The 24698-nt window shown below is 65.9% G+C and carries 15 protein-coding genes and 2 pseudogenes; 6 read left to right on the forward strand and 11 right to left on the reverse strand.

What is annotated here, in order from left to right; genetic code table 11:
• Positions 1-297 precede the first annotated feature (297 nt).
• From NGM28_RS13345 to NGM28_RS13365, 5 genes and pseudogenes are all read left to right on the forward strand, one after another.
• Positions 298-4281 carry a bifunctional nitrate reductase/sulfite reductase flavoprotein subunit alpha gene (locus NGM28_RS13345; protein ID WP_252090470.1) on the forward strand — a complete coding sequence of 1328 codons (3984 nt, stop codon included), beginning with the start codon at positions 298-300 and terminating at the stop codon, positions 4279-4281.
• A gap of 282 nt (positions 4282-4563) precedes the next feature.
• Complete coding sequence (nirB, locus tag NGM28_RS13350) at positions 4564-7116, forward strand: nitrite reductase large subunit NirB (RefSeq protein ID WP_252090471.1); 2553 nt, start codon at positions 4564-4566, stop codon at positions 7114-7116.
• Positions 7116-7478, forward strand: a complete 363-nt coding sequence (nirD, locus tag NGM28_RS13355; RefSeq protein ID WP_248919074.1) for a nitrite reductase small subunit NirD — start codon at positions 7116-7118, stop codon at positions 7476-7478. The genes nirB and nirD overlap by 1 nt, the downstream gene beginning before the upstream one ends.
• A gap of 282 nt (positions 7479-7760) precedes the next feature.
• Positions 7761-12084, forward strand: a pseudogene (locus NGM28_RS13360) (RHS repeat-associated core domain-containing protein); the annotation flags it as partial.
• Between the two features lie 361 nt (positions 12085-12445).
• Positions 12446-12838 carry a hypothetical protein gene (locus tag NGM28_RS13365; RefSeq protein ID WP_252090472.1) on the forward strand — a complete coding sequence of 131 codons (393 nt, stop codon included), beginning with the start codon at positions 12446-12448 and terminating at the stop codon, positions 12836-12838.
• Between the two features lie 158 nt (positions 12839-12996).
• Here NGM28_RS13365 and NGM28_RS13370 read toward each other — a convergent pair whose 3' ends face one another.
• Together NGM28_RS13370 and NGM28_RS13375 are read right to left on the reverse strand one after the other, a co-directional pair.
• Entirely contained in the window at positions 12997-13266 is a 270-nt protein-coding gene (locus tag NGM28_RS13370; protein WP_240066207.1) for a DUF3077 domain-containing protein, read from the reverse strand.
• A gap of 121 nt (positions 13267-13387) precedes the next feature.
• A pseudogene (locus NGM28_RS13375) lies at positions 13388-13606 on the reverse strand (hypothetical protein).
• Between the two features lie 631 nt (positions 13607-14237).
• Between NGM28_RS13375 and pcaQ the strand changes: the two are divergent.
• Positions 14238-15170, forward strand: a complete 933-nt coding sequence (gene pcaQ / locus NGM28_RS13380; RefSeq protein WP_252090473.1) for a pca operon transcription factor PcaQ — start codon at positions 14238-14240, stop codon at positions 15168-15170.
• Here the strand turns inward: pcaQ and NGM28_RS13385 are convergent.
• The 9 genes from NGM28_RS13385 to NGM28_RS13425 form a co-directional block, all read right to left on the reverse strand.
• Positions 15161-16507: a TolC family outer membrane protein gene (locus tag NGM28_RS13385; RefSeq protein ID WP_252090474.1), complete on the reverse strand. Its 1347-nt coding sequence runs from the start codon at positions 16505-16507 to the stop codon at positions 15161-15163. The two genes, pcaQ and NGM28_RS13385, sit on opposite strands and share 10 nt — an antisense overlap.
• Positions 16477-18048 carry a DHA2 family efflux MFS transporter permease subunit gene (locus tag NGM28_RS13390; RefSeq protein ID WP_252090475.1) on the reverse strand — a complete coding sequence of 524 codons (1572 nt, stop codon included), beginning with the start codon at positions 18046-18048 and terminating at the stop codon, positions 16477-16479. Before NGM28_RS13390 ends, NGM28_RS13385 begins: the two co-directional genes overlap by 31 nt.
• Positions 18045-19112 carry an HlyD family secretion protein gene (locus tag NGM28_RS13395; RefSeq protein ID WP_252090476.1) on the reverse strand — a complete coding sequence of 356 codons (1068 nt, stop codon included), beginning with the start codon at positions 19110-19112 and terminating at the stop codon, positions 18045-18047. The genes NGM28_RS13390 and NGM28_RS13395 overlap by 4 nt, the downstream gene beginning before the upstream one ends.
• 70 nt (positions 19113-19182) lie before the next feature.
• Positions 19183-19983 (reverse strand): DUF3050 domain-containing protein, encoded by an 801-nt coding sequence (locus NGM28_RS13400; protein WP_240067097.1) that lies wholly within the window; start codon positions 19981-19983, stop codon positions 19183-19185.
• A 40-nt stretch (positions 19984-20023) separates the two neighbouring features.
• Positions 20024-20995, reverse strand: a complete 972-nt coding sequence (locus NGM28_RS13405) for a fatty acid desaturase (RefSeq protein WP_240067096.1) — start codon at positions 20993-20995, stop codon at positions 20024-20026.
• Positions 20996-21005: 10 nt separating this feature from the next.
• Positions 21006-21833 (reverse strand): SDR family NAD(P)-dependent oxidoreductase, encoded by an 828-nt coding sequence (locus tag NGM28_RS13410; protein ID WP_240067095.1) that lies wholly within the window; start codon positions 21831-21833, stop codon positions 21006-21008.
• Complete coding sequence (locus tag NGM28_RS13415) at positions 21830-22975, reverse strand: acyl-CoA dehydrogenase family protein (RefSeq protein WP_240067094.1); 1146 nt, start codon at positions 22973-22975, stop codon at positions 21830-21832. The genes NGM28_RS13410 and NGM28_RS13415 overlap by 4 nt, the downstream gene beginning before the upstream one ends.
• Before the next feature lie 4 nt (positions 22976-22979).
• Complete coding sequence (locus tag NGM28_RS13420; RefSeq protein ID WP_213659997.1) at positions 22980-23423, reverse strand: type II toxin-antitoxin system RatA family toxin; 444 nt, start codon at positions 23421-23423, stop codon at positions 22980-22982.
• 10 nt (positions 23424-23433) lie between these two features.
• Entirely contained in the window at positions 23434-24693 is a 1260-nt protein-coding gene (locus NGM28_RS13425; protein ID WP_252090477.1) for an aspartate aminotransferase family protein, read from the reverse strand.
• Between the last annotated feature and the right edge of the window lie 5 nt (positions 24694-24698).

A 24698-nucleotide genomic window follows, 5' to 3' on the forward strand; every position in this document is an offset into this window, starting at 1 on the left:
TTGACCAGGCCTGAACGCTACCCAATGGTGCAACAGGCCCAAGACGGTGCGACACGACGCGATCCCACGTAGGAGCCGGCGTTGCCGGCGAACACCGGCAAAGCCGGTGCCAAGCGCCACGGTGCCTGATTCGCAGGCAGGCGCTGGTCATGGCCCGGCTTTTGCTGTCGCTCATTCATCAGGCCATCAACGCCGATGGCCGACTTTCATCACGACGAAGGCGCCGTGTTGCCCTCGCTTGCCAGTGCAGGCCGGGGCAGCCGGCGCCTTTGTCGTTTCATCAGCAGGAGATCGCCGATGAGCAGCAGCGAGGTCCGCAGCGTTTGCCCCTACTGTGGCGTGGGGTGCGGCATCGTCATGAGCGTGGCCGACGGCAAGGTGGTCAAGGTCAGTGGCGACAAGCAGCACCCGAGCAATTTCGGCCGCCTGTGCACCAAGGGCCTGACCGCGCACATCCCCCTGAGCACCGGGCGCATGGCCTACGCCTGGCTGCGCCGCCAGCGCGACCAGGAGCCGGTGCGCGCCGGGCTGGACGTGGCCATCGCCGAAACCGCGTCGCGCCTGCGCGCGATCATCGACCGGCATGGGGCGGACGCCGTGGCCTTGTACGTGTCGGGGCAGATGTCGCTGGAGGCCCAGTACCTGGCCAACAAACTGGCCAAAGGGTACATCCGCACCCGTCATATCGAATCCAACTCGCGCCTCTGCATGGCCAGTGCCGGCAGTGGCTACAAGCAATCGCTGGGTGCCGATGGGCCGCCCGGCAGCTATCAGGATTTCGAGCACGCCGAGGTGTTCCTGGTGATCGGCGCAAATATGGCCGACTGCCACCCGATTCTCTTCCTGCGCTTGCTCGAGCGGGCCAAGGCCGGGGCCCGGCTGATCGTCGTCGACCCCCGGCGCACGGCCACCGCCGACAAGGCCGACCTGTTCCTGCAACTGCGCCCGGGCACCGACCTGGCGCTGCTCAATGGCCTGTTGCACCTGCTGCATGCCAACGGCCATACCGACCCCGATTTCATTGCCCATCACACCGAAGGCTGGGAGGCGCTGCCGGCCTTTCTCGCTGACTACACCCCTGAACGTGTCGCCGCCATCACCGGCCTGGCCGAGGCCGATATCCGCCAGGCCGCCACCTGGATCGGCGAGTCCGAAAACTGGATGAGCTGTTGGACCATGGGCCTGAACCAGAGCATCCACGGCACCTGGCACAGCAACGCGCTGTGCAACCTGCACCTGGCCACCGGCGCTATCTGCCGCCTGGGCAGCGGGCCGTTTTCCCTGACCGGACAGCCCAACGCCATGGGTGGGCGCGAGATGGGCTACATGGGGCCGGGCCTGCCGGGCCAGCGCTCGGCGCAGGTCGAGGCCGACCGTGCCTTTGTCGAGCGGCAGTGGCAGTTGGCGCCGGGCACGCTGCGCAGCGACGGCGGCGAGGGCACGGTGGCGTTGTTCGAGCAGATGAAGCAGGGCGAGGTAAAGGCTTGTTGGATCATCTGCAGCAACCCGGTGGCCAGCGTCGCCAACCGCCAGCAGGTGATCGACGGCCTGCGCCAGGCCGAATGGGTGATTTGCCAGGACGCCTTCCTCGACACCGAGACCAACCGCCACGCCGACATCCTCCTGCCGGCCGCGCTGTGGGCCGAAGGCGAGGGGGTGATGATCAACAGCGAGCGTAACCTCACCCTGATGCCGCGGGCGGTGGAGCCGCCCGGTGAAAGCCTGGAGGATTGGCGTCTCATTGCCCGGGTGGCCTGCGCCATGGGTTATGGACACGCCTTCGACTACCCCGATGCCGAGGCGGTGTACGAAGAGATCCGCCGTTTCTGGAACCCCGCCACCGGTTACGACCTGCGCGGTATCGGCTACCCCGAACTGCGTGAGCGCCCGCGGCAGTGGCCCTGTGCGCCGGGTCGGGAAGACGACCGCAGCCCGTTGCGCTACCTCAACGAAGGTATCAGCCAGTCGCTATTGCACGATGGGCAGGCCTTGGCCTTTCCCACGCCCAGCGGCAAGGCGCGGTTCCTGGCACGGCCCTGGCTGCCCGCCGCCGAGCAGCCGGACGAGGCGTATCCCTTCGTACTCAATACCGGGCGTGTGCAGCACCAGTGGCACACCCTGACCAAAACCGGCCAGGTGCCCAGCCTGAACAAGCTGGAGCCGGGTCCCTTTGTCGAAATCAACCCTGAGGACGCCCAGCGCCTGGGGATACGTGACCGGGACACGGTGGCGATCCGCTCGCGGCGCGGCCTGGCCCAGTTGCCCGCGCGGGTCAGTGATCGCGTGTTGCCCGGCGGTTGCTTCGCGCCGTTCCACTGGAACGACCTGTATGGCGAGCGACTGGCGATCAACGCCGTCACCTGTGACGCAGTCGACCCGACCTCCCTGCAACCGGCTTTCAAGTATTGCGCCGTGGCCCTGGAGCGGGTCGCGGGCGAGCGTATCGACGCCATCGAGCTTGTTTCGGAGCCCACCCGCATGCCCACCGCCACCGTGTCTCGCCTGCTTGGCCTGGATGTCCTGCCAGCGCCGGAGCTGGCAGAGGATGAACGCCATTACCTGCAAGGTTTCCTGTTCGGCCTGGGCCAGGCCCGTGCAGAAGGGGTTCCGCGCTTGCCGGCCGAGGCGCCCCTGGCTCCCGCCCGGCGCCTGTTCGTCGATGGTCTGCTGGCAGCTTTGTTCAGCCAACCGCCAGCGGCCAGTGAAGTCCCCAGTCATCATGTGGTGTGGGCCTCGCAGACCGGCAACAGCGAAACCTTGGCTGAGCGTTGTGCACAGCACCTGCGTGAAGCGGGGTTGCCGGTGCGCCTCAGTTGCATGGATACGCTCGGCCCGGCGCAGTTGCAGGGGGCTGCCAGTGTGCTGCTGATCGCCAGTACCTTCGGCGACGGTGACGCCCCGGATTGCGCCACGGCGTTCTGGCAGGCCCTGCAAGGGGAAGAGGGCGGGCACTGCGCCACTTTGCCCTACGCGGTATTGGCCTTGGGCGATTCCAGCTACGACCAGTTCTGTGGTTTCGGGCGCAAGCTCGACCAGCGCCTGGCCGAGCTGGGGGCTCGGCGCCTGCTGGCGCGGGTCGATTGCGAAGGGGATGCCGACGAGGCCTTCAGCGGTTGGCTGGGCGCCTTGATGGAACAGTTGGGCAGTGCCAGGCCGGCACCCGCCGAGCCCAAGCCGGTAACGGGCTATGGCAAGCAGCAACCGTGGCGTGCGACGGTGCTGGAAAACCGCTTGCTCAATACCCCCGGGTCGGCCAAGGAAACCCGTCAGTTGGTGTTTGACCTGCGCGATAGTGGCTTCACCTATCAACCGGGCGACGCGCTGGGTGTGTGGCCACGCAATTGCCCGGCGCTGGTCGAGGCGTTGTTGCAACTGATGCAACTCGATGGGCAGGCCACGGTCGAGCTCAAGGGGCATGCGCCAATGCCGCTCTCGGTCGCGCTGGAACATCACCTGGATATCACCCGGGTCACCCCGCAGCAACTCGAGCGGTTCAGCCAAGGCAGCGACGACCTGCGCCGTCTGCTGCAACCTGAGCGCAAGGCCGAATTGAAGGCCTGGCTGTGGGGACGGCAACTGGCCGATGTGTTGAGCGCCTTTCCACAGCGCTTGTCGCTGACGGACTGGTTGGGCCTGCTCAAACCCTTGCAGCCACGCCTTTACTCGATCAGCTCCAGCCCCAATGCGCACCCCGACCAGGTACACCTGACCGTCTCGACCGTGCGCTACGGGGAGCGCAAAGGTGTCTGTTCAAGCTTTCTCGCCGACCGTGCCGGCGCGTTGGAGGTGGCGATCTTCCCGCAGCCGTCGAAGCACTTCCGCCTGCCCGAGGATGACGCCACGCCGATCATCATGGTTGGCCCAGGCACCGGTATCGCGCCGTTTCGCGCCTTTCTGGAGGAGCGCGAGGTGCGCCAGGCGAGCGGGCGCAACTGGCTATTCTTCGGCGAGCAGCATGCGGCCAGCGATTTCTATTACCGCGAGCAGTTGCTGGATTGGGAGGGCAGTGGGCACTTGCGGCTGAGTACTGCGTTCTCCCGTGACCAGCCAGAGAAAATCTATGTACAGCAGCGCCTGCTGGAGCATGGCGCCGAGCTGTGGCAATGGCTGGAGGAGGGCGCCTTTATTTATGTCTGCGGCGATGCCCAGCGCATGGCCAGGGATGTGGATGCGGCGCTGCGTCAGGTGGTGGCGGTGCAGGGCGGGATGAATGCTGAGGCAGCGGCTGCCTGGGTCGAGGCGCTGGGCAAGGCTGGGCGCTATCGGCGGGATGTGTATTGAACGCCCCGTGATGGTGAGCCCTGCACCCAAGCGGTGCATGTAAACGGGCACGATCTCTGTAGGAGCGGCTTCAGCCGCGATCATCCCAGGCTCCGCGCCGCCTGCATCGCGGCTGAAGCCGCTCCTACAAGTGCATTGGCACACTCTCTGCTTTGAACATTGCACAAATGCCCCGCTGATCAACGGCGATCATCCAGGGGCCTCACACTGATGAGTACAGGCAAAGGCGCCTGGAGCTTCGGCTCCAGGCGCCTTTTTGTTTTCCGTGATCGAGGATCGGCTATGAAGGCAACAGCGAACGGCGCACCACGTGCGCGACTGGTCATCGTCGGCAACGGCATGGTCGGCCACCACTGCGTCGAGCAACTGCTCGAGCGAGGTGCCCAGGACCGTTTCGAGCTGCATGTGTTCGGCGAGGAACGCCAGCGCGCCTACGACCGGGTGCACCTGTCCGAGTACTTCACCGGTAGCTGTGCCGAGACCTTGGCCCTGTGCGAGCAGGACTTCTACACGCGCCATGGGGTGCACCTGCACCTGGGCGAAGCGGTGCTGGAGATCGACCGCGAGCGCTGCGAGGTGGTCACTGGCGAAGGCCGCTACGGCTATGACCAACTCATCCTGGCCACCGGCTCCTATCCCTTCGTGCCGCCGATCGAAGGTTCCAGCGGCAATGCCCGGCTGGTCTACCGCACGCTCGATGACCTCGACGCCATCCGCAATGCGGCCGCCGACGCCCGCCGTGGCGTGGTGGTGGGCGGCGGCCTGCTGGGCCTGGAAGCCGCCAACGCGCTCAAGTCGCTGGGCCTGGAAGCGCATGTGGTGGAGTTCGCCCCACGGCTGATGCCGGTGCAACTCGACGCTGAAGGCGGCGCGGCCCTCAAGGCACAGATCGAAGCCCTCGGCGTGGGCGTGCACCTGTCCCGCGCCACCCAGTCGGTCGGCGCGGGCGAAGACTATCGCTACCGCATGCAGTTCGACGGTGGCGAGTACCTGGAGACCGACCTGATCGTGTTCTCCGCCGGTATCCGCCCCCAGGACGCCCTGGGCCGTGCCTGTGGCCTGGACATCGCCGCGCGCGGTGGGGTGGTGATCGACAACGCGTGCCGCAGCAGTGACCCGCGGATTTTCGCCATTGGTGAATGCGCTTCGTGGAACGGCAGTGTGTTCGGCCTGGTCGCGCCGGGCTATGCCATGGCGCGCAACCTCGCGGCGCTGTTGGTCGGCGACACGGCGGGTGCGTTCACCGGCGCCGACATGTCGACCAAGCTCAAGCTGCTGGGCGTCGATGTCGGCTCCATCGGCGACGCCCACGGCGCCACGCCGGGTTCGCGCAGCTACCGCTTCATCGACGAGGCCAACGCGGCCTACCGCCGCCTGGTGGTGGATGCCAGCGGCAAGCACGTGCTCGGCGCGGTGCTGGTCGGCGACAACAGCTACTACGACACCCTGCTGCAATACGCCCAGAACGGCATCGCGCTGCCGGCCGACCCGGCCGCGCTGATCCTGCCGCAAGGCGGCGCACCGGCCCTTGGCGCCGATGCGCTGCCCGACAGCGCGACCATCTGCTCCTGCCACAACGTCAGCAAGGGCGCGGTGTGCGCGGCCATCGACAGCGGCTGTGGCGACCTTGCCGCCTTGAAGGGCTGCACCAAGGCGGCCACCGGCTGCGGGGGCTGCGCGGCGCTGCTCAAGCAGGTGTTCGAACACGCGCTCACCGCCCGTGGCGTGACCGTGGACAAAAGCCTGTGCGAACACTTCGCCTACACCCGCCAGGAGCTCTACGCCCTGGTGCGGGTCGAGGGCATCCGCAGCTTCGACGACTTGCTGGTGCGCCATGGTCGCGGCCATGTCGGCTGCGACATCTGCAAGCCGACGGTGGGCTCGATCCTCGCCTCGTGCTGGAACCAGCCGATCATGGACCCCTCGCTGGTGCCCCTGCAGGACACCAACGACACCTTCATGGCCAACATGCAGAAGAACGGCACCTACTCGGTGGTGCCGCGCATTCCCGGTGGCGAGATCACCCCGGACAAGCTGATCGTGATCGGCCAGGTGGCGAAGAAATACGACCTCTACACCAAGATCACCGGTGGCCAGCGCATCGACCTGTTCGGCGCCCAGTTGCACGAGCTGCCGCTGATCTGGGGCGAGTTGATCGAGGCCGGTTTCGAGACCGGGCACGCCTACGGCAAGTCGACGCGCACGGTGAAGTCCTGCGTGGGCAGCACCTGGTGCCGCTATGGTGTGCAGGACAGCGTGGCCATGGCCTTGCGCCTGGAGGACCGCTACAAGGGCCTGCGCTCGCCGCACAAGCTCAAGTTCGCAGTGTCGGGCTGCACCCGCGAGTGCGCCGAGGCGCAGAGCAAGGATATCGGCGTGATCGCCACCGACAAGGGCTGGAACCTTTACGTCTGTGGTAATGGCGGCATGCGCCCGCGCCATGCCGAACTGTTCGCCACCGACCTGGACGACGAAACCCTGGTGCGCCTGATTGACCGGGTGCTGATGTTCTACATCCGCACCGCCGACAAGCTGCAGCGCACCTCGGTGTGGCGCGAAAGCCTGGAGGGCGGGCTGGATTACCTCAAGGCGGTGATCCTCGACGACAGCCTGGGCCTTGGCCACGAGCTGGAGGCGCAGATGCAACAGGTGGTCGACCGCTACGAATGCGAATGGGCCAACGCCCTGAAAGACCCCGAGAAGCTCAAGCGCTTCCGCACCTTCGTCAACGACCAGCGCCCTGACCCCGATGTGCATTTCGTTCGCGAGCGCGAACAGCGCCGGCCCACCGCGCCGCTGCACCTGATCCCCACCATCACCGAGGAGGCTGTCTGATGAACCGTTCCAATGTTGCCGAGACACAACCGTTGCATTGGCAGGCGGTGTGCCAGGTCCGGGACCTGGTGGCCGATTCGGGCGTGGTGGCCTGGTTCGACGGGGAACAGGTGGCGCTGTTCTACCTGCCGGGACGCGAGCAGGTGCTGTATGCCGTCGACAACCGCGATCCGCGGTCGGGGGCCAATGTCATCGGCCGCGGGTTGGTCGGCAGCCTGGGCGGCGAGCTGGTGGTGGCGGCGCCGTTGTACAAGCAGCATTTCAGCTTGCAGGACGGGCGTTGCCTGGAGGATCCGGCGCAGCGACTGCGGGTGTGGCCAGTGCGGGTGACCGGGGAGCAAGTAGAGATCGCCCAGCACTGACTTAGCACGAACTTTGTAGGAGCGGCTTCAGCCGCGATCACCCGCAAAGCGGGTGCCAGGCACCGCGTCGTCTGCATCGCGGCTGAAGCCGCTCCTACACGCGGTCTCCTGTAGGAGCCGGCTTGCCGGCGAAAGGGCCGGAACATACACCCTTGGCCCCGCGCATTCCCACACCCACCTCAGGGTTTCCCCCATGGCCGAACCACCCCCGCCTTAGTATCATTTCGCCCTCACGGAGCACCCGGGACCCCAGCGTCCCCCGCCTAGGAAGGCCCTTTCACGATGTCTGCCGCACCCGCCGATGCCGCGCTCACCACGCGCGACATCCAGATCGCCATTGCCCCCCTCGACACCCTCCTCAGCGAAGACCTCGGCGCCGCCGCCGCGTCCGTCGACCACTGGCTGCGGGAAATCAGCTACGGCCTGGTCGACCTGCAACTGCTGCGCCAGGCCGCCGAAAGCGTGCCGGTGATGACCAACGCTCTGTCCTGCATGGACGCGCTGATCGACATCCTCGAACTGGTCGAAAACCCTTCCCCCGACCCGCTGCTGTGGGTCAGCCTGGGCATCAACCTGATCGGCATCGTCCCCTACCCACCCGGCCTGTCCCGGGCCCGCACGGTGCTGCGCCCGGTATTGCAACTGACCCGCCAGACCCTGCGCCGCCGCCCCGGCGCGCGCATCGGCGCGGTGATCCTGGAAATCATCGACGGCCACCTGCATGCCAATATCCGCGGTGCCCTGGAGCACTACGTGCGCGAGGCCTTGGCCCAGTTGCCGGCCATGCTCAGCGCTGCCGCCGACACTGCGCGCCTGTTGTTCACCTCGTTGGCCAAGACCATTAGCGCCGCCGCTCGTGGCAAGCTGGATGCCGCCAGCAGCCACCGCCTGGCCCGCGCACAGATGGCCCAGGTGGCGCTGTACGACTCGGCCTTGGAGACCGACGCCTGGCGCCTGGCCTTGTCGGCCCTGGCCAACGCCACCGAAGGCAGCCTCAAGGACGGCTACAACAGCGTCGCCCGCCACTTCAGCGGTGAGCTGGACACCCTGCTCGGCCCGCTGATCCGCACCCTCGAAGACCTGGCCAAGGTCGTGCCCCAGCGCCTGCAGGCGCTGGGCAGCGCGGGTATGGAAAACAGCATCGCCTGGCTGCTGACCCGCCTGCTCGACACCGTGCTGGCCAACCCGCGCCGCCCAGGCATGGCCGTCGCCATCCGCCCCGGCGTCACTCACCAGGCCCGGCATGTCCACGCCGAAGGCCCGACCGAGGTGGTGCGCAGCCAGGTCCGCGCCAACAAGCAGCCCAAGCCGGAGAAGAACGGCCCGTGTGCCTGCACCGGCTTCAGCATCGGCCATGTGCTCGGCGACGAGACGCTATCGCACCAGGATTTCAGCCTGTCCGGGCCGTTCCCGGTCAACTGGACGCGCACCTACAACTCGCGGCTGGACAAGCTGGACGACGGCAGCCTCGGTGCCCGCTGGATCACCGAGTTCACCACCTGCCTCGATGTCGTGGACAGGGGCGTGGTGTTCCACGACAGCGACGGCCGCAGCCACGACTACCCGCTGCCCAAGGTCGGCAAGCCGCACTACGACCCGATCGAGTACCTCAGCCTGGTGCGCACCGCCGAGCAGCAACTGGTGCTGCTGCGTGGCCTGGACCGCCGCGAAACCTATGCCCGCCAGGGTGACCGCTTCTACCTGACGCACATTCAGCTGCGCCGCGGCGATGCTGCACTACGAGCACCAGTTCCAAGGTCGCCCAGTGCTGTCGGACATCAACACCTATTCCGACAACGACCCCGAAAAAGTCCACCTGCAACTGGGCACCTTGCTTGATGACCACGGGCATATCCAGGGCCTGTGGCAGGTGGTCGATGGCACGCCGCTGCGCCAGCTGTGCGGCTACCACTACGACACCCACGGCGACCTGACCGCCGCCCAGGACGAGCACGGCGCCGCCTGGCAGTACCAATACCAGCATCATTTGGTGACCCGCTACACCGACCGCACCAGGCGTGGCATCAACCTCGAATGGGACGGCAGCGGCCCGCACGCCAAGGCCATCCACGAATGGGCCGACGACGGCAGCTTCGAGACCCGCCTGGCCTGGGACCCGAACATCCGCCCGACCTACGTCACCGACGCCCACGGCCAGGAAACCTGGCACTACTACGACGCCCTGGGCTACACCTACCGCCTGATCCACCCGGACGGCCGCGAGGAATGGCTGTTCCGCGATGAACGCAAGAACGTCATCCGCCACGTCCACCCCGATGGCAGCCAGGACCGCTACACCTACGATGAACGCAGCAACCTGTTGCAGCACATCCGCGCCGACCACAGCACGGTGCATTACGCCTACGACGATCACGACCAGCCGATCAAGCTGCGTGATGCCGAGGGCGGGCTGTGGCTACGCGACTACGACGAGCGCGGCAACCTGGTCGAGAGCATCGATCCGCTGGGCCACAAGACCGAGTTCGCCTACACCCCGGCCGGGTTGGTCAAGGCGATCAAGGATGCGTTGGGCAACGAAAAGACGCTCGCCTACAACGCCGCCGGGCAGTTGCTTGAGTACACCGACTGCTCCGGCAAGACCAGCCAGTGGACGTACAACGCTTTCGGTCAGCTGACCGCCTTCACCGATGCAGCGGGTAACACGACCGCCTATGAATACCAGGCCGGACAGCTGGCCAAGATCACCCACCCGGACAAGACCGAGGAGCGTTTCAACTACGACGCCGAAGGTCGCCTGCTGGCGCATGTCGATGCCCTTGATCGCTGTACCACCTGGACCTACAACGCGGTCGGCCTGCTGAGCGAACGCGTCGACGCCAACGAGCACACCCTGCGTTATCGCTGGGACAAGCTCGGCCGCTTGATCGGGCTGGAAAACGAGAACACCAGCAAGGCCACCTTCCTCTACGACCCGGTCGGTCGGCTGCTGCAAGAAACCGGCTTCGATGGCCTGGTCACCCGTTACCAGTACGACCCGTACAGCGGTCGGTTGGCGAGCACCCTGGTTGGCCAACGCCGCATCGAGCTGACCTTCGACCCGATGGGTCGATTGAGTGAGCGCACGGCCCGCCTGGGCAACCAGAGCCAGAGCGAAACCTTTGCCTACGATGGCAACGGCCAGTTGATCCAGGCCGTCAACGCCGCCAGCAAGCTGCAATGGTTCCACGACGAAGCCGGCAACCTGACCCGCGAGCACCAGCACTACCTGGCCACCGGCACGCCGATGGTCGCAGTGTGGCAGCACGAATACGATGCGCTCAACCAACGCACCGCCACGATTCGCCCGGACGGCCACAAGGTCAGCTGGCTGACCTACGGCAGTGGCCACCTGCTCGGCATGACCCTCGATCAGCACGAGATGCTGGCCTACGAGCGCGATGACCTGCACCGCGAGGTGGTGCGGCATCAAGGCAATCAGCTGATGCAGAGCCAGGCCTGGGACCCGGTCGGGCGTTTGCAGGAACAACTGCTGGGCAGCCATGACGGCCAGTCCACCTTGCTCAAGCGTCAGTACCGCTATGACGCCGCTGGCCAGCTGACTAACATCCACGATAGCCGTCGTGGTCCGCTGGAGTACCAGTACGACCCCGTCGGTCGCCTGCTCAAGGCCACCAGCCGCTTGGGTGTGGAAACCTTCGCTTTCGACCCGGCTGGCAACCTGCTGGACCAGAAGACTCAGGAACTGAACCGCCCGCTGGAAGCCGATCCACGGCGCAACAAGCTGATGGACAACCTGCTGCGCGAGTATGCCGGGACCCATTACCGCTACGACGAGCGCGGCAACCTGATCCACCGCCTGCACAACGGTACCCACGCGCACTTCACCTGGGACTTGTTCGACCGGCTGGCCAGCTACAACGACGACAAGCTCAAAGTCGATTACAGCTACGACGCCTTGGGCCGGCGCCTGCACAAGCATTCGGTAGCGCATTTCTGGGACCGCCCGGAAGCGGGCACCGGCTGGAACCAGCTGCAACGGGCCAAGCGGCAACGCGAACTTGGCTGCGGCTTCACCCTGTTCGGCTGGGATGGCGACACCCTGGCCTGGGAGAGTTCACCGCCGCGCGACGAAGGTGATACCGGTCGCACTGTGCATTACCTGTACGAGCCAAACAGTTTTGTGCCGGTCGCCCAAGCCCTGCGCAAGAGCCCGATCCGCCTGCACAAGCAACCGGACTGGAGCCAGCGCGAGTACGACTTCGATCAGGATCCGCTGTGGCACACCGAGGTGAAGCCACAGCCGTTCGAGGCGATTGCCTGGTACCACTGCGATCACCTCGGCACGCCGATGGAACTGACCGATGAGCAGGGCCACGTCGCTTGGGCAGGGCAGTACAAGGCGTGGGGTGAAGTGAGGGAGGAGCGCTCGGACTGGGCTAAGCAGCACGGTCTGGGCAACCCGCTTCGCTTCCAGGGGCAATACCACGACCATGAGACCGGGCTGCACTACAACCGCTATCGATATTACGATCCGCTGGCTGGACGGTTTGTTTGCCCGGATCCAATTAAGTACGCGGGCGGCTACAATTTCCTCACATATGCTCCAAACCCGATAAACTGGATCGACCCTTACGGTTTAAGCGCAAGTACTGACGATTGCAAATGTGGGCCTAAAACGCCCAAAACACTAGAAACGATCGCAAACCCACCTCAAGCGCCAGTGATACCTCCGGGCTGGGAGAGTCGCCCTGGTCGAAATGGGGGTGAAATCTATTACCCACCTGGCACAGATCCCGCGAAAGGTGAGCATATCCGTGTCATGCCTCCAGGCTCTTCACCGGTGCCAGGATATGAACACGGTTACTGGAGATGGCAAAACGAACATAAGCAACCGATGAACCCTGCCTCAGGTAAACCTGGCAAGGGACAAGGTGACACGCATGTTCCGCTACCACCTGATTCATTACCACCATTCCGCCGCTAGGGATAAAGAATGAGGAAAGTTTATGTATAAGCTACCAGAAGATTTTGATTTCGAGCTATTGTCGGGCTGCTATTTGGAAACAATTTGCTTTGGCGCCCAGGTTACTATATTGAATTTTAAGCGCCCACAACATGCCCCCGGGATCAGGGCGTACACAGTGTCATTTGCTGTGGAGGGAGGTCTGGCCTTCAATATTGGAGGGCACAATGGAAATCGAGACTTTGGCGACCCCTACAGCAGCGCAGCACTGCTAAATCTAATACTGAGCGATGTGAGTAGCGTGACAGTATCGGAAATCTCAAACCTGAAGATAAATTTCGGTACGGATGGCTGCCTGACAATAATGTCATCTGATGGTGACGAATTTGAAAGTTGCACCATATATCTAAATAATGGTGAAGTCGTAGTGATTTAGTTTCGGTCAGTCAATGGAAGAATGATCCGCGCAGAACGGAGAAAGGCAATAGGGTGCAACGTATTGAGGGCGGCACCTTCCACCCTCAATACGTATAGCGTCACATCATCGAACCTTGCTGACTGGCTGTCGGAGGCCTAGGCCAAGCCATATGAGCCTCAGTGCCTCTTCCCCAGCTCCGCATCATCCATCAGCGCCTTGGTCATCGCGCTCAGGTAGTACGACGCCCAGAGCAGTTGCGGCTTTTCTTCCATGATCCCGGCGATGGTCAGGTCGCGCACGCAGCCCATCAGTTCCGAGGCTTGTTCGCGGGCGTGCTGGCAGGGGATGCCGGGTTCGATGCAGAACAGCGGAGCGGCCCGGCCTTCGCCTTGGTAGAACTTGGTTTTGCCTGCGGTGGTGTTGGGGTTGGTGTCGTCTGTGGTCATTGTTTTTCTCCCTGAAGTTGTTGGTGCCTGGGCGGGCCCTTTCGCCAGCAAGGCTGGCTCCTACAGGTGAAACGCAGCCCCGGTAGGAGCCGGCTTGCCGGCGAACAGGGTCGGGCGCGGGCTAGTGCAGCGTCTGCGGAACCTTGGGCATCTGCACCTGGATCAACGCCGATTCGACTTCATGCATCGACGCCATCATCAGGATCGTGGCCGGGGACCTGGGCTGGGCATGCACGGCCTGATGGGCCACGGTCAATGCGCACAGGGCGTACTAGGTGGCCTGGATGAGGGTGTCTTCAAGGGAATGAGGATGGGGTGGGTCGGGGACGATCTTTAACATGACGACCTCTTGCTGATGAGTGGGACCATCACCGCCTGCTGTCAAACAAGAGGGTGGCAGCTGTACATGGGTTGACAGACCGGTCAGCAAGAGCAAAACCCCGGCGCACACGAAGTGCCCCACATACAGCCGCCATATAAAGCGAAACCGTTGAAGTTGCTCTTGGAAGTTGGCCTGTCAAAGCCGGTCATTGATTCAAGCGACCCGCCGAGACTAGAGCCGCGCCAAAACGACCGCAACGGAAAAAGGGCGGCGGGAGTATGTTTGGGAAATGGACTGCAAGAAAGGGGTTAAATCTGATTTGAGAGCCTGAAATGCAATCATCGTCGGTGAGTGCTATATCCCTGTGGATTCTGCTTTACCCAACAGTGGCATGGCTCTGGCGTGATTCAGCACGCAGCCTGTAGGAGCGGCCTCGTGCCGCGAAAGGGCCGCAAAGCGGCCCCGGCGATCTTTGTTCGCCACCGAAATCCTGGGGCCGCTACGCAGCCCTTTCGCGGCACGAGGCCGCTCCTACAGGGATCACGCTTAAGGTGGTGGGGTTTGCCCGCGAAGCAGACACCCCGTTGCCGGTGTTCGCGGGCGAGCCCGCTCCTCCAGGGACCGTCGTTTTGCGGATACACTGCCGGGCATGAACCTCGACACCCGCATCAAGTACCGCCACCTGCTGTGCTTCCTGGAGATTGCCCGGCAGGGCAGCCTGGCCAGGGCCGCCGACGTGCTCGCCATCAGCCAGCCGGCAATCTCCAAGACCCTCAAGGAACTGGAAGACCTGCTCGAGGCGCGTCTGTTCGAGCGCTCACGCAATGGCGTCGCGCTGACCCCGGCCGGCACCCGCTTCATGCGCTACGCCGGCCCCAGCGTGCAGGCCCTGCGCGAGGGCGTGAGCTGCGTGCGCGGCGAGGCGCGCACGCCGTCGCAGGTGCGCATCGGCGTGCTGTCCACCGTCGAGGGGCTGTTGATGCCGGAGGTGCTCTGCCGCCTGCACCAGCGCCACGAGGCATTGGTGATCAGCGTGGTGACTGGGGTGAGCGCGCAACTGCTCGGGCAGTTGCACCTGGGCGAGCTGGAACTGGTGGTCGGGCGCATGACCGACAGCCCGCAGATCCAGGGCCTGTCGTTCGAGCACCTGTACAGCGAATCGATGGCCCTGGTGGTGCGCCCGGGCCATCCGCTGCTGGCCAGTACACCGGTGGAGCGGGCCCAGGTGGGGCGCTATCCGCTGGTGCTGCCGCCCCAGCGCACCACCATTCGCCAGCACGCCGACAGCCTGTTCGTGCAGTGCGGCATCCCGATGCCGGCGCAGCGCTTGGAAACCTTGTCTCTGGCCTTGAGCCGCCGCTACCTGCTGGGCAGCGACGCGTTGTGGGTGGCGCCGCGCGACGCGGTGCTGCTCGACCTGCGGCACCACGAGTTGGCCGAACTCGACGTGGGCGTGCGCGAGCCGGGTGGCTCGGTGGGCATCTGCCGCAACGCCGCCTTGCCGCAGAGCCTGCCGGCCCAGTGGATGTGCGAGGTACTGCGCGAGGTGGCCGGGCAGTACCGGGACGGCGATTACCCCTGAGCCGGGCGGGTGAGCAGGGCGCTGAGGCGCTTGAGGTTGTCGTCGCCCAGGCTGCCGCTGGCGGCCATCAGGCGCAGCTGGGCCTGGAGGATGGCGTAGCGCTGGCGGGCCAGTTGCAGGGTGGTGCGGGTCACCTGCTGTTCGGCATCCACCACGTCGCTGCTGATCCGCGCGCCGGCTTCGAAGGCGTGGGTGGTGATCTGCAGGTTGCTCTGGCTGGAGCGTAGTGCCTGCTGCAAGGCCTGGTACTGGCTGAGCCCGCCGGTCAGGTTGAGGTAGGCCTGGCGGGCCATGAAGTCGGCCTCGCGGCGGGCATCTTCCAGTTCATCCTCGGCGGCGCCGTGCAGGGCGCGGGCCTCGCGGGTGCGGCTCTGGGTGCCGCCACCGGCGTACAGCGGCACGCTCAGTTGCACGCCGACCACGGTCTGGGTGTACTTCTCCTCGGGCACGGTGACGTCGTAGAGGCTGCCGCCGACCGAGGCGAAACGCCCGTGGGCGGCGACCAGGTCGAGGGTCGGCAGGTGGCCGGCCTGTTGTTTTTCCACTTCCTGCTCGGCGATCAGCCGGCGCACTTCGGCGGCCTGCACCTTGAGGTTCTGCGCCCGGGCCTGTTCGGTCCAGGCCTCCATGCGCGCCGGTTGCGGGCCGGCGAAGGCCACTTGGTCATCCAGCCGCGCCAGTTCACCGGGGTCGTTGCCGATCAACCGCGCCATGGCTTGCTGTTGCAGGCGCAGGGCATTGCCGGCGGCGATCTGCTCGGCCTGGGCCAGGTCGTAGCTGGCCTGGATGCGCTGCACTTCGTTCTCGGTGCCCGAGCCTTCGCGGCGGAAGCGTTGCGCCTTGTCCAACTGCTGGCCGAGGCTGCGCACCTGCTCGCGGCTGGTGTGCAACTGATCTTCGGCCAGCAGCAGTTCGAAGTAGGTGTCGGCCACGCGCAGCATCAGGTCCTGGCGCGCCGCCAGCAGCTCGATCTCGCCGGCGGTGGCCTGGGCCTTGCCCTGGGCATGGTCGATGACGTTCTGCCAGCGCAGCAGCGGCTGCACCAGCACCAGCGCGTAGGCGTTGGAGTTGTCCTTGTCGCGCCGCGCGCCGCCGCTGTGTTCGCGGTCCACCCAGGCCGCGCCGCTTTCCAGCGACAGGTGCGGCAACAGCGTGGCCAGCCCCTGGGGGGCTTTCTCTGCCGCGGCCTGCTGGCGTTGCTGGGCGGCGGCGTAGGCCATGTCGTGGTCCACGGCCTTGAGGTAGGTCTGGTACAGGTCGCTGGCCTGGCCAGGGTTGGCGCAGAGCGCCAGCAGCGCCAACGCGGCTACGCGGATTCGGGGGCGGTGTCCGGGCATGTCGCAGATTCCTTTGCGGGTTGAGGCTTGGGGGTCCTGGGGTTGCGCATCATCAGCACCATGGGCACGCCGACCAGCATGACCGCGCCGAGCAGGCCGAAGAGCATGCTGAAGCCGAGCATCTGCGCCTGGTCGCGGGCTTCGAGGAAGGCCAGCAGGGTGTTGGCCTGGCCGGGGTCGAGCAGGTCGGTGGACAGGCGCCTGGGGTCGAGGTTGGCGATTTCCCAGCCGCCGGCGAGCAGGCGGGTTTCGTCGACGTGCTCGGACAACTGCCGGTAGCGCGACCAGGAGAAGCGCGTGAGCAGGGTGGCGGCGATGGCGATGCCGACGCTGCCGCCGAGCTGGCGCATCAGGTTGAGCACGCCGGAGCCGACCGAGATCAGCCCTTGCGGCAATTGGCGCATGGCCAGGTTGGTCAGCGGCACGAAGATCATGCCCAGGCCGAAGCCGCGGATGACCAGCGGCCAGAACAGCGTGTCCGGGTTGCTTTGCAGGGTGAACTGGGTGTGCAGGTACATGGCGTAGCCGTAGATCAAGATGCCCAGGCAGATGAACACTCGCTCGTCGATACGGTTCTCCTGGGACAGCTTGCCGATCACCAGGGTGCTGACAGCGCTGGCCAGGGCACCGGGGAAGATCACCAGGCCACTTTGGTAGGCGCTCTGCTCAAGCAAGGTCTGCAACAACAGCGGCACCATGAACAGGGTGCTGTACAGGCCGAAGCCCACACAGAACGCGCAGATCGAGCCGAGCAGGAACTCGCGGTTGGCGAACAGCGACAGGTTGACGATCGGGTTGGCGACCCGCCGCTCCCAATAGCAGAACCCAACCAGGCCTAGCGCCGACAGCACCAGGCACAGCACGGTGAGGTCCGACTCCAGCCAGTCCCAGTGCTCGCCGCGTTCCAGCAGGATCTGCAGGCTGCCCACCCCGAGGGCGAGCAGGATGAAGCCGAGATAGTCGATGCTCTGCGGGCGCTGCTCATGGCGTGAGTCGTCCACGCACAGCCAGGCCAGCAGCAGGGCCAGCGCGCCGATCGGCAGGTTGATCAGGAAGATCCAGTGCCAGGAGAACGCATCTATCAGGTAGCCGCCCACTGACGGGCCCAGGGTCGGCCCCATCATCACCCCGACACCGTACACCGCCATGCCGGCGCTGACCTTCTCCTTGGGGAACACGTCGTAGATGATCGCCTGGGATATCCCCAGCAGGCCGCCGCCGGCCAGGCCCTGGACCACCCGGCACAGCACCATCTGCCACAGCTCCACCGACAGCGCACAGCCCAGCGAGGCGACCACGAACACGGCGGACGACACCAGGTAGTAGGCGCGCCGGCCGAACCAGGCCGACAGCCAGCCACTGGCCGGCAGGATCACCACGTTGGCGACGATGTAGCCGGTCGACACCCAGGAGATCTCGTCCACCGACGCCCCGTAGCTGCCCATCAGGCTGGGGATCGCAACGTTGACGATTGTCACGTCGAGCAGTTCCATCATCGAGATCAGGGTGACCGTCAGGGCCACCAGCCAGGGCGATTTCATAGGGTCTGGCCCTTGTCGTCACGGGTGTCGACCTCGACGAACACGCTCATGCCCTGGCTGATGGCATCCTTCATCCCAGCGGGCAGCCCCTTGAACTCGATGCGCGTCTGCACCCGCTGCACCACCTTGGTGAAGTTGCCCGTGGCGTTCTCCTGGGGCAGCAACGAGAAGCGCGCGCCGGTGGCCGGCACCAGGCTGTGCACCACGCCTTCGAAGGTCTGGCCGGGGAAGGCATCGACGCTGATCCGCGCCGGCTGGCCGACCCGCACGCGGCCGATCTGGGTCTCCTTGAAGTTGGCCACCACCCAGACGTGCTCGGTGCTCACCAGGCTCAGCAGTTTCTGCCCGGCCACCACGAATTGCCCGGGCTGGACGTCCTTGTGCACGATGAAGCCGGCACGCGGCGAGGTTTGCCGGGTGTCCTGCAGGTTGATGCGTGCCAGGGCCAGCTCGGACTCGGCGGCCTTGATCCGGTACTCCTCTACCTTGAGCGCCGCCTGGTTGGCCAGGGTGCCCTCGCGGGCGGCGTTGGAGTTGTCGCGCGCGCCCTGCAACTGGTGGTTCAGGGCGCTGTAGCGGGCGCGCGCGGCTTCCAGGTCCTGGGTGCTCACCACTCCCTGCTCGGCCAGGCGCTGGGTGCGCCGGTAGTCGCTGGCGGCCTGTTCGACGTTGGCCACCAGCTGGCCGATCATGGCCTTGGCGGCCTGGCTGCGGGCGACGGCGCCGCGCACCTGGCTGTCCACCAGCCCGGGCATGCCGCCCTGGCCGGTCGCCACCAGGGCGCCCAGGTAGTTGGCCTCGGCCCGTTCGACCCGCTGGTGGTACTCGTCCTCGCGCACCTGGAACAGCAGGTCGCCTTTGCCCACCTGGGTGTTCTCGCGCACCGGCACCTGGACCACCACACCGCTCAGCTTGGCGCGGATCGGGATGATGATCCCTTCCACTTCGGCGTTGTCGGTGCTGACGTACTGCCGCGCATACTGCCAGCGCTGCCAGCCCAGCAGCGCCAGGCCCGCGAGCACCGCCGCGCAGACCGCCAACTTGGCATGCTTGCCTTTCAACATGTCATACACCCTCGTTCGTGTAAGGGGACAGGGGCCCTTGCCCGCCACATCGACGGGCAGGGGCGTGGGGTTACACGGTGGCGGCGACGCTCGCCTGGCGGGCCTTGTGCGCCGCGCGCTGGTCGAGCTGTTCGAGCACGCCCTGCCACAGCAGCGTGCGGGCGACCAGGGCGTCGCGCGCGCTGTGCACCAGCGCTTGCTGCTGCTCCGGCTGGTCGACGATCTCGGCGATGATCCGCTTGGCCGCCGGGCCGTGGTCGTCGCCGTCCATCTCGATGTGGCGCTTGAGGTAGTAGGTCAGCATCGGCACGTTGGACTCATCGATCGCCCATTGCTCGAGCAGGCGGCCGAACATGTCGGGGATGATGTCTTCGCGGCCGAAGAAGAAATACGCCAGCACCTGCACGGTCGAGCCATTCAGGGCCACGTCGAGGGTCTTGCTGACGAACACCCGGGCCGGCGCCGGAATATCGGCGATGTCCAGGGCATGGGCCAGCGAGGTGCCGGCCTGCAGCAGGGCCTGGAAGTGGCGGAACGGCCCGGTGTCGGCGCCGATCTCATCCATGGCTTGCAGGTACAGTTCCAGGTGGCTGATGAAGCCGCCGCCCGGACGTTCGTCGGTTTCCTCGCCGGTGACGATCTCGTTGATCAGGCGCGCGGCCAGGGTGTGGCGTGGCGGCAGCCAGGGCAGGTCGACGCAGGTCAGGTCGCGCTGGATGCGCTTGAGCAGCGTCATGAAGTCCCAGACGGCGAACACGTGGTTCTCCATCAGCAGGCGGACATCCTCCACCGTGCTGATGCGGGCGAACAAGGGGTGTTCCAGCAGGGTGCGGCGTTCGTGCTGGATCAGGTCATCGACTTCGAAGGACATACTCGGCTCCATGAGTGTGATTGTTGTGTGTTGGGGCATTTCAGTGTTGTTGTGGGGCCTGCTGCGGAACCGTTTGCCAGGTGCCGGAGTAGGGGAAGCGCGCCTGGCAGTAACGCAAGGCGCCCAGAAAACGCGGTTCGAGCAGCGCCTGGCGGCCGTCGTACCAGCCGCTGGCCAGCAGTTGCCGGTGCAGCTGTGGCAGGCGCCAGCACGGCACCCGCGGGTACAGGTGGTGCTCCAGGTGGAAGTTCGAACCCAGGTGCAGCAGGGTGCTCAGCAAATCGGTGCGCGAACGGGCGACCGGCTGCTCGACACCGACGTCGAAGGCGTGCTCCTGGTAGGCGTTGAGCGCCGACACCAGCAAGGCGACCAGCAGGCAGGCCAGCAGGGCTGGCAACAGCACCGGCCAGCGCATCACCAGCCACAGCCAGAACAGTGGCCACAGTACCTGGCAGGCCAGGTTGAACCTGGCCAGCAGGCGGATCTGCCCGGCCGGCAGCGGCAACGCGCCTTCGACTTCGGCGCCGGGCAGGGCCAGGCGCAGGGTCTGCAACAGGTAGCGTGCGGTGGCATGCAGGCGCGACACCAGCAGCCGGGTCACGGCCAGCCGGTAGCGCCGCAGCAGGCGCCAGTCCGGGTCCTTGGGGCCACCGTTGTAACGGTGATGCTGCCAATGGTCGACGAAGTAGCCGGTGGCGCAGAAACCGCACAGCAACGAGCTCAGCAGCACCGCCAGCAGGCAGCTGAGCAGGCGGTTGTGGCTGAGGTTGAAGTGCAAGCCCTCGTGCCCGAGGATGCCTTGCACGAACAGGCCGTAGCCGGCCGGCAACAGCAGCGGCCAGGCCAGCAGCCATGCCCAGGGTGCCTGCTCGGCGGCCACCACGAACAAGGCCAGGGGCACGCCGAACAGCAGCAGCGAGTAGCCGATCACCAACGCCGATTCCAGTGCCGACGGCGTCAGCAGGCGGCGGTCCGGGCGCAAGGTGGGCTTGTCCAGCGGCAGGTGCTTCATCGGCCGGGCCTCAGTCGATCAGTTCAGGCTTGAGCGCCAGTTGCCCGGCCTTGCTCAGGCTGCGCAGGCGCAGGCCGATGAAGGCGTCGACCAGGCTCGGCAGCCAGCGCGCGGTGTACATCGCCACGCTACCCATGAAGGTCAAGCCACGGTTGCGCAGGCCACGCTTGACGCAGGCCCGCAGCAGCCCGTTGCTGGCGTCGTCGAGCTTTTCCTCCAGCGATAGCAGCACACGGTCGCCACGCTTGAAGCTGACCAGGCGCTTGACCGACAAGCCCACCCGTTCGGCCGGGTCGTGGATGGCGGTGTCGATGAAGCCGGGGAACACCGTGACCACGTCCAGTTGCCCCGGGTACTGCATGCGCAGCACGTCGGAGTAGGCGCTCATGGCACGCTTGCTGGTGGCATAGGCGGCGACATAGGGCGCGTTGACCAGGGCGAACAGCGAGGACACGTTGACCACCTTGCCGTGGGTGCGCAGCAGCGCCGGCAAAAAACGCGCGGTCAACTGCCAGGGCGCCAGCAGGTTGACTTCAAGGGCACGGCGCACTTCATCATTGACCCCGGTCTCGCCACGCTCGAGGGTGAGCACGCCGGCGTTGTTGACCAGGATGTCGATGTCGCCGAAGCGTTGCTGGATCGCGTCGACGGTCTCGTTCACCCGGGCCTGGTCGCACAGGTCGAGCTGGTAGTAGGCGTCGAAGTCCACGGCGGCCTGGGGTTCGAGGCGATCGATGCCGATCACCGTGGCGCCCTGGCGCTTGAGTTTGCGCGCCGTCTGCAGGCCGAGGCCGCGCGCCGCGCCGGTCATGACGACGATCTTGTTATGCAGGTTCACGCGTTGGCTCCCTTGGCGATGCTGAATGTGGCGGTGTGCAGGTAGTGGTCGAGGTTGGCCGACATGCTGAAGCGCCCCGGCGGGTGGAATTGCAGGCCACGGGTGCTGTTCAGCCAGTTGCTGGTGTCGTTGCTGCGGATGAACGCCAGGCCCCCCAGCATCTGTTGGGCCAGGTCCGAGGCCCGGGCCAGCTGTTGCTCGATGCCGTAGCGGGTCAGCAGCAGGCGCGCCAGTAGGTCGTCCGCGCCGTCGTCCAGGTGCTCGACTTCGTGGGCAAGGCCCTCGACGGCGCTCAGGCACAGCTGCAGCTGGCTGGCCAGTTCGACACGCTGCAGGTCGTTCCAGCGCCGCTCGCCGACCACGGTCTCGGCCATGCCCAGGCAGGCGCCCAGGTAGGTGGCGCAGATCAGCAGCTCGAACCAGACGAAACCGATGGTCTGCACTTCGCCCAGCTGCGCCTTGAGCCCGGCCGAGAAGATCATCTTGTCGTTGACGTAGACGTCCTCCAGGCGCAGCTCCAGGCTCTGGGCCCCAGCCAGCGCGCTGTTGGCCCAGAACGGGTGGCGGCTCATGCCCGGCGCCGCAGCTGGAATCAAGGCGATCATCAGCTCTTCACCCTGGTCGGTGTCACGGCTGAAACTGGCGGTCAGCAGGTCCATGGAACTGGCCAGGCTGCAGGGTTGCTTGCTGCCGTTGAGGCGCACGCCGTCGGCCAGGCGCACCGCTTCCATGCCGGCGTCGAGGATGCCGCCCCCCGGCACGCCCTCGGCGAAGCCCGAGGCCACCAGCAAACGTTGCTGGGCGATGGCCGACAGCAGCAGGCCTTCGGCGCCCGCGCCCTTGGCCGCCACGGCGACCAGGCTGGCGACGGAGAACTGGTGCATGGTGCTGGCGATCGCCAGCGAGGGCGACAGGGCGCCGATGGCCAACTGCACCTGTACGGCTTCTAACGCCGTGGCCCCCAGGCCGCCTGCCGCCTTGGGCACCAGCAGGCCCACCGGGCCGGTGCGCTTGAACCAGTCCACCACCGGGCTGCCGTGGGCTTCGCGCTGGTCGAAGGGCAGCTCCGCCAGCAAGCGGGCGAAACCGGGGGCGAAGTGTTCCAGGGTCTGCCTGGCGCGCTGTAGCAATGACAAGGGCATCACATCAATCCTTGATCTGACTGTTCGGGAACAGGCCATTGATGATGGCGCTGATGTTGTCGCGGATCGCCTGGCGGGCCACCGGGTCGAGCATGTCGGCGAGCATCGGCATGCCCAGGTCGAAGCAGGAGTGGAAGGCGATGCTGGCGCCCTCGGGTGCTTCGCTGACCTGCCAGTACCCCGAGAAGTGGTCGATGTCGCCGGCAGTCTGGCGGAAGTGGATATGCAGGTTGGCGGGGTCGAAGACATCGCGCTCCTGCCACTTGAGAATGCCGCTGTGGAAGTTCACCTCCCAGTTGCTCAGCACCTGGTTGTCGTCGATCGATTCGATCTCGATGTTGCGCACCGACTCGCACAGTTGCGGGTACAGGCTGAAGTTGCTGATGGCGGCATACACCTGCTCGGCGCTCTGGCTGGGAACGTAGGCGTTGAGGCTGACTTCTTTCATGTCGCGCTCCTTATTGGGCGAAAGTGCGGGCAAGGGCTTTGGCGAGGCCGTCGAGCAGCCAGGCTACGTCGCTGTCGCTGTACAGTGCGGGTGGCGTGAGGCGGATCACCCGGTGATCGTTGAGCGAGTGGTTGACCACGATGCGCTGGTCGATCAGGTGCATGACCATGTTGGCGGCCAGCCCCGCGTCGGCGAACTCCAGCCCCAGCAGCAGGCCGGCGCAGCGCAAGCGCACCTGGTCGGCGCGGGGCTGTTCGCGCAGCACGGCTTGCAGGCCGCTTTGCACCTGCTGACCCAAGGCCTCGGCCCGCGCCACCAGGCTGTCGCGCTGCATGACCTGCAGCGTGGCCAGCACCGCAGCCATGGCCAGCGGGTTGGCACCAAAGGTAGTGGTGTGCATCAACGGGTTGCGGTTGAGCGGTGCCTGGATGTCGGGGGTGCAGACCATGGCGCTGACCGGCACGCAGCCGCCGGACAGGCTCTTGCCTACCAACAGGATGTCGGGCACCACGCCTTCATGGTCGCAGGCCCACCAGCGCCCGGTGCGGCCCAGCCCCGACTGGATCTCGTCGGCGATCAGCACCGCGTTGTACTGGTCGCACAGGTCGCGCACCTGGCGCAGATAACCGGGTGGCGGCAGGATCACGCCCGCTTCGGCCTGCACCGGCTCGAGGATCACGCAGGCCCGTTCAGGCAGCCCTTCGAGGGTGTGACGCAGTGCCTCGATGTCACCGAACGGCACGAACTGGCTTTCGCCAAGGCGGTTGGCGAACGGCGAGCGATAGAGCTCCCGGCCGGTTACTGCCAGCGCGCCCAAGGTCTTGCCGTGGTAGCCGCCGACGGTCGAGATCACGTGCTTGCAGTCGTTGAGCCAGGCCAGCTTGAGCGCCGCCTCGGTGGCCTCGGTGCCGGAGCTGCAGAAATACACGTACTGCAGGTTGCCGGGGCAGACTGCGGCCAGCGCCGCGGCGGCCTGGGCCTGGTACGGGTTGAGCAGCAGCTTGCTGGCCAGCGGATGGCCGTGCAACTGGCGGCTGACCCGCTCCAATACGTCGGGGTGCCCGTGGCCCAGCAGGAACACGCCATAGCCACCGGCGTCCAGGTAGCGATTGCCCTCGCTGTCGAACAGGTACACCCCGGCGCTCGCGGTCTCGATCGGCAGGTTCATCATCGACGCCAGGCGGGCGTAGCCGGCGTTGACGTGATCACGGTACTGCTGCTGGATCAGCGCGGTGTCGAAGGCATCGGGCATTGTGCTGAAGCTGTTCATCGTGT

This window comes from Pseudomonas sp. MWU13-3659, from assembly GCF_023757525.1.
Classification (GTDB): domain Bacteria; phylum Pseudomonadota; class Gammaproteobacteria; order Pseudomonadales; family Pseudomonadaceae; genus Aquipseudomonas; species Aquipseudomonas entomophila_E.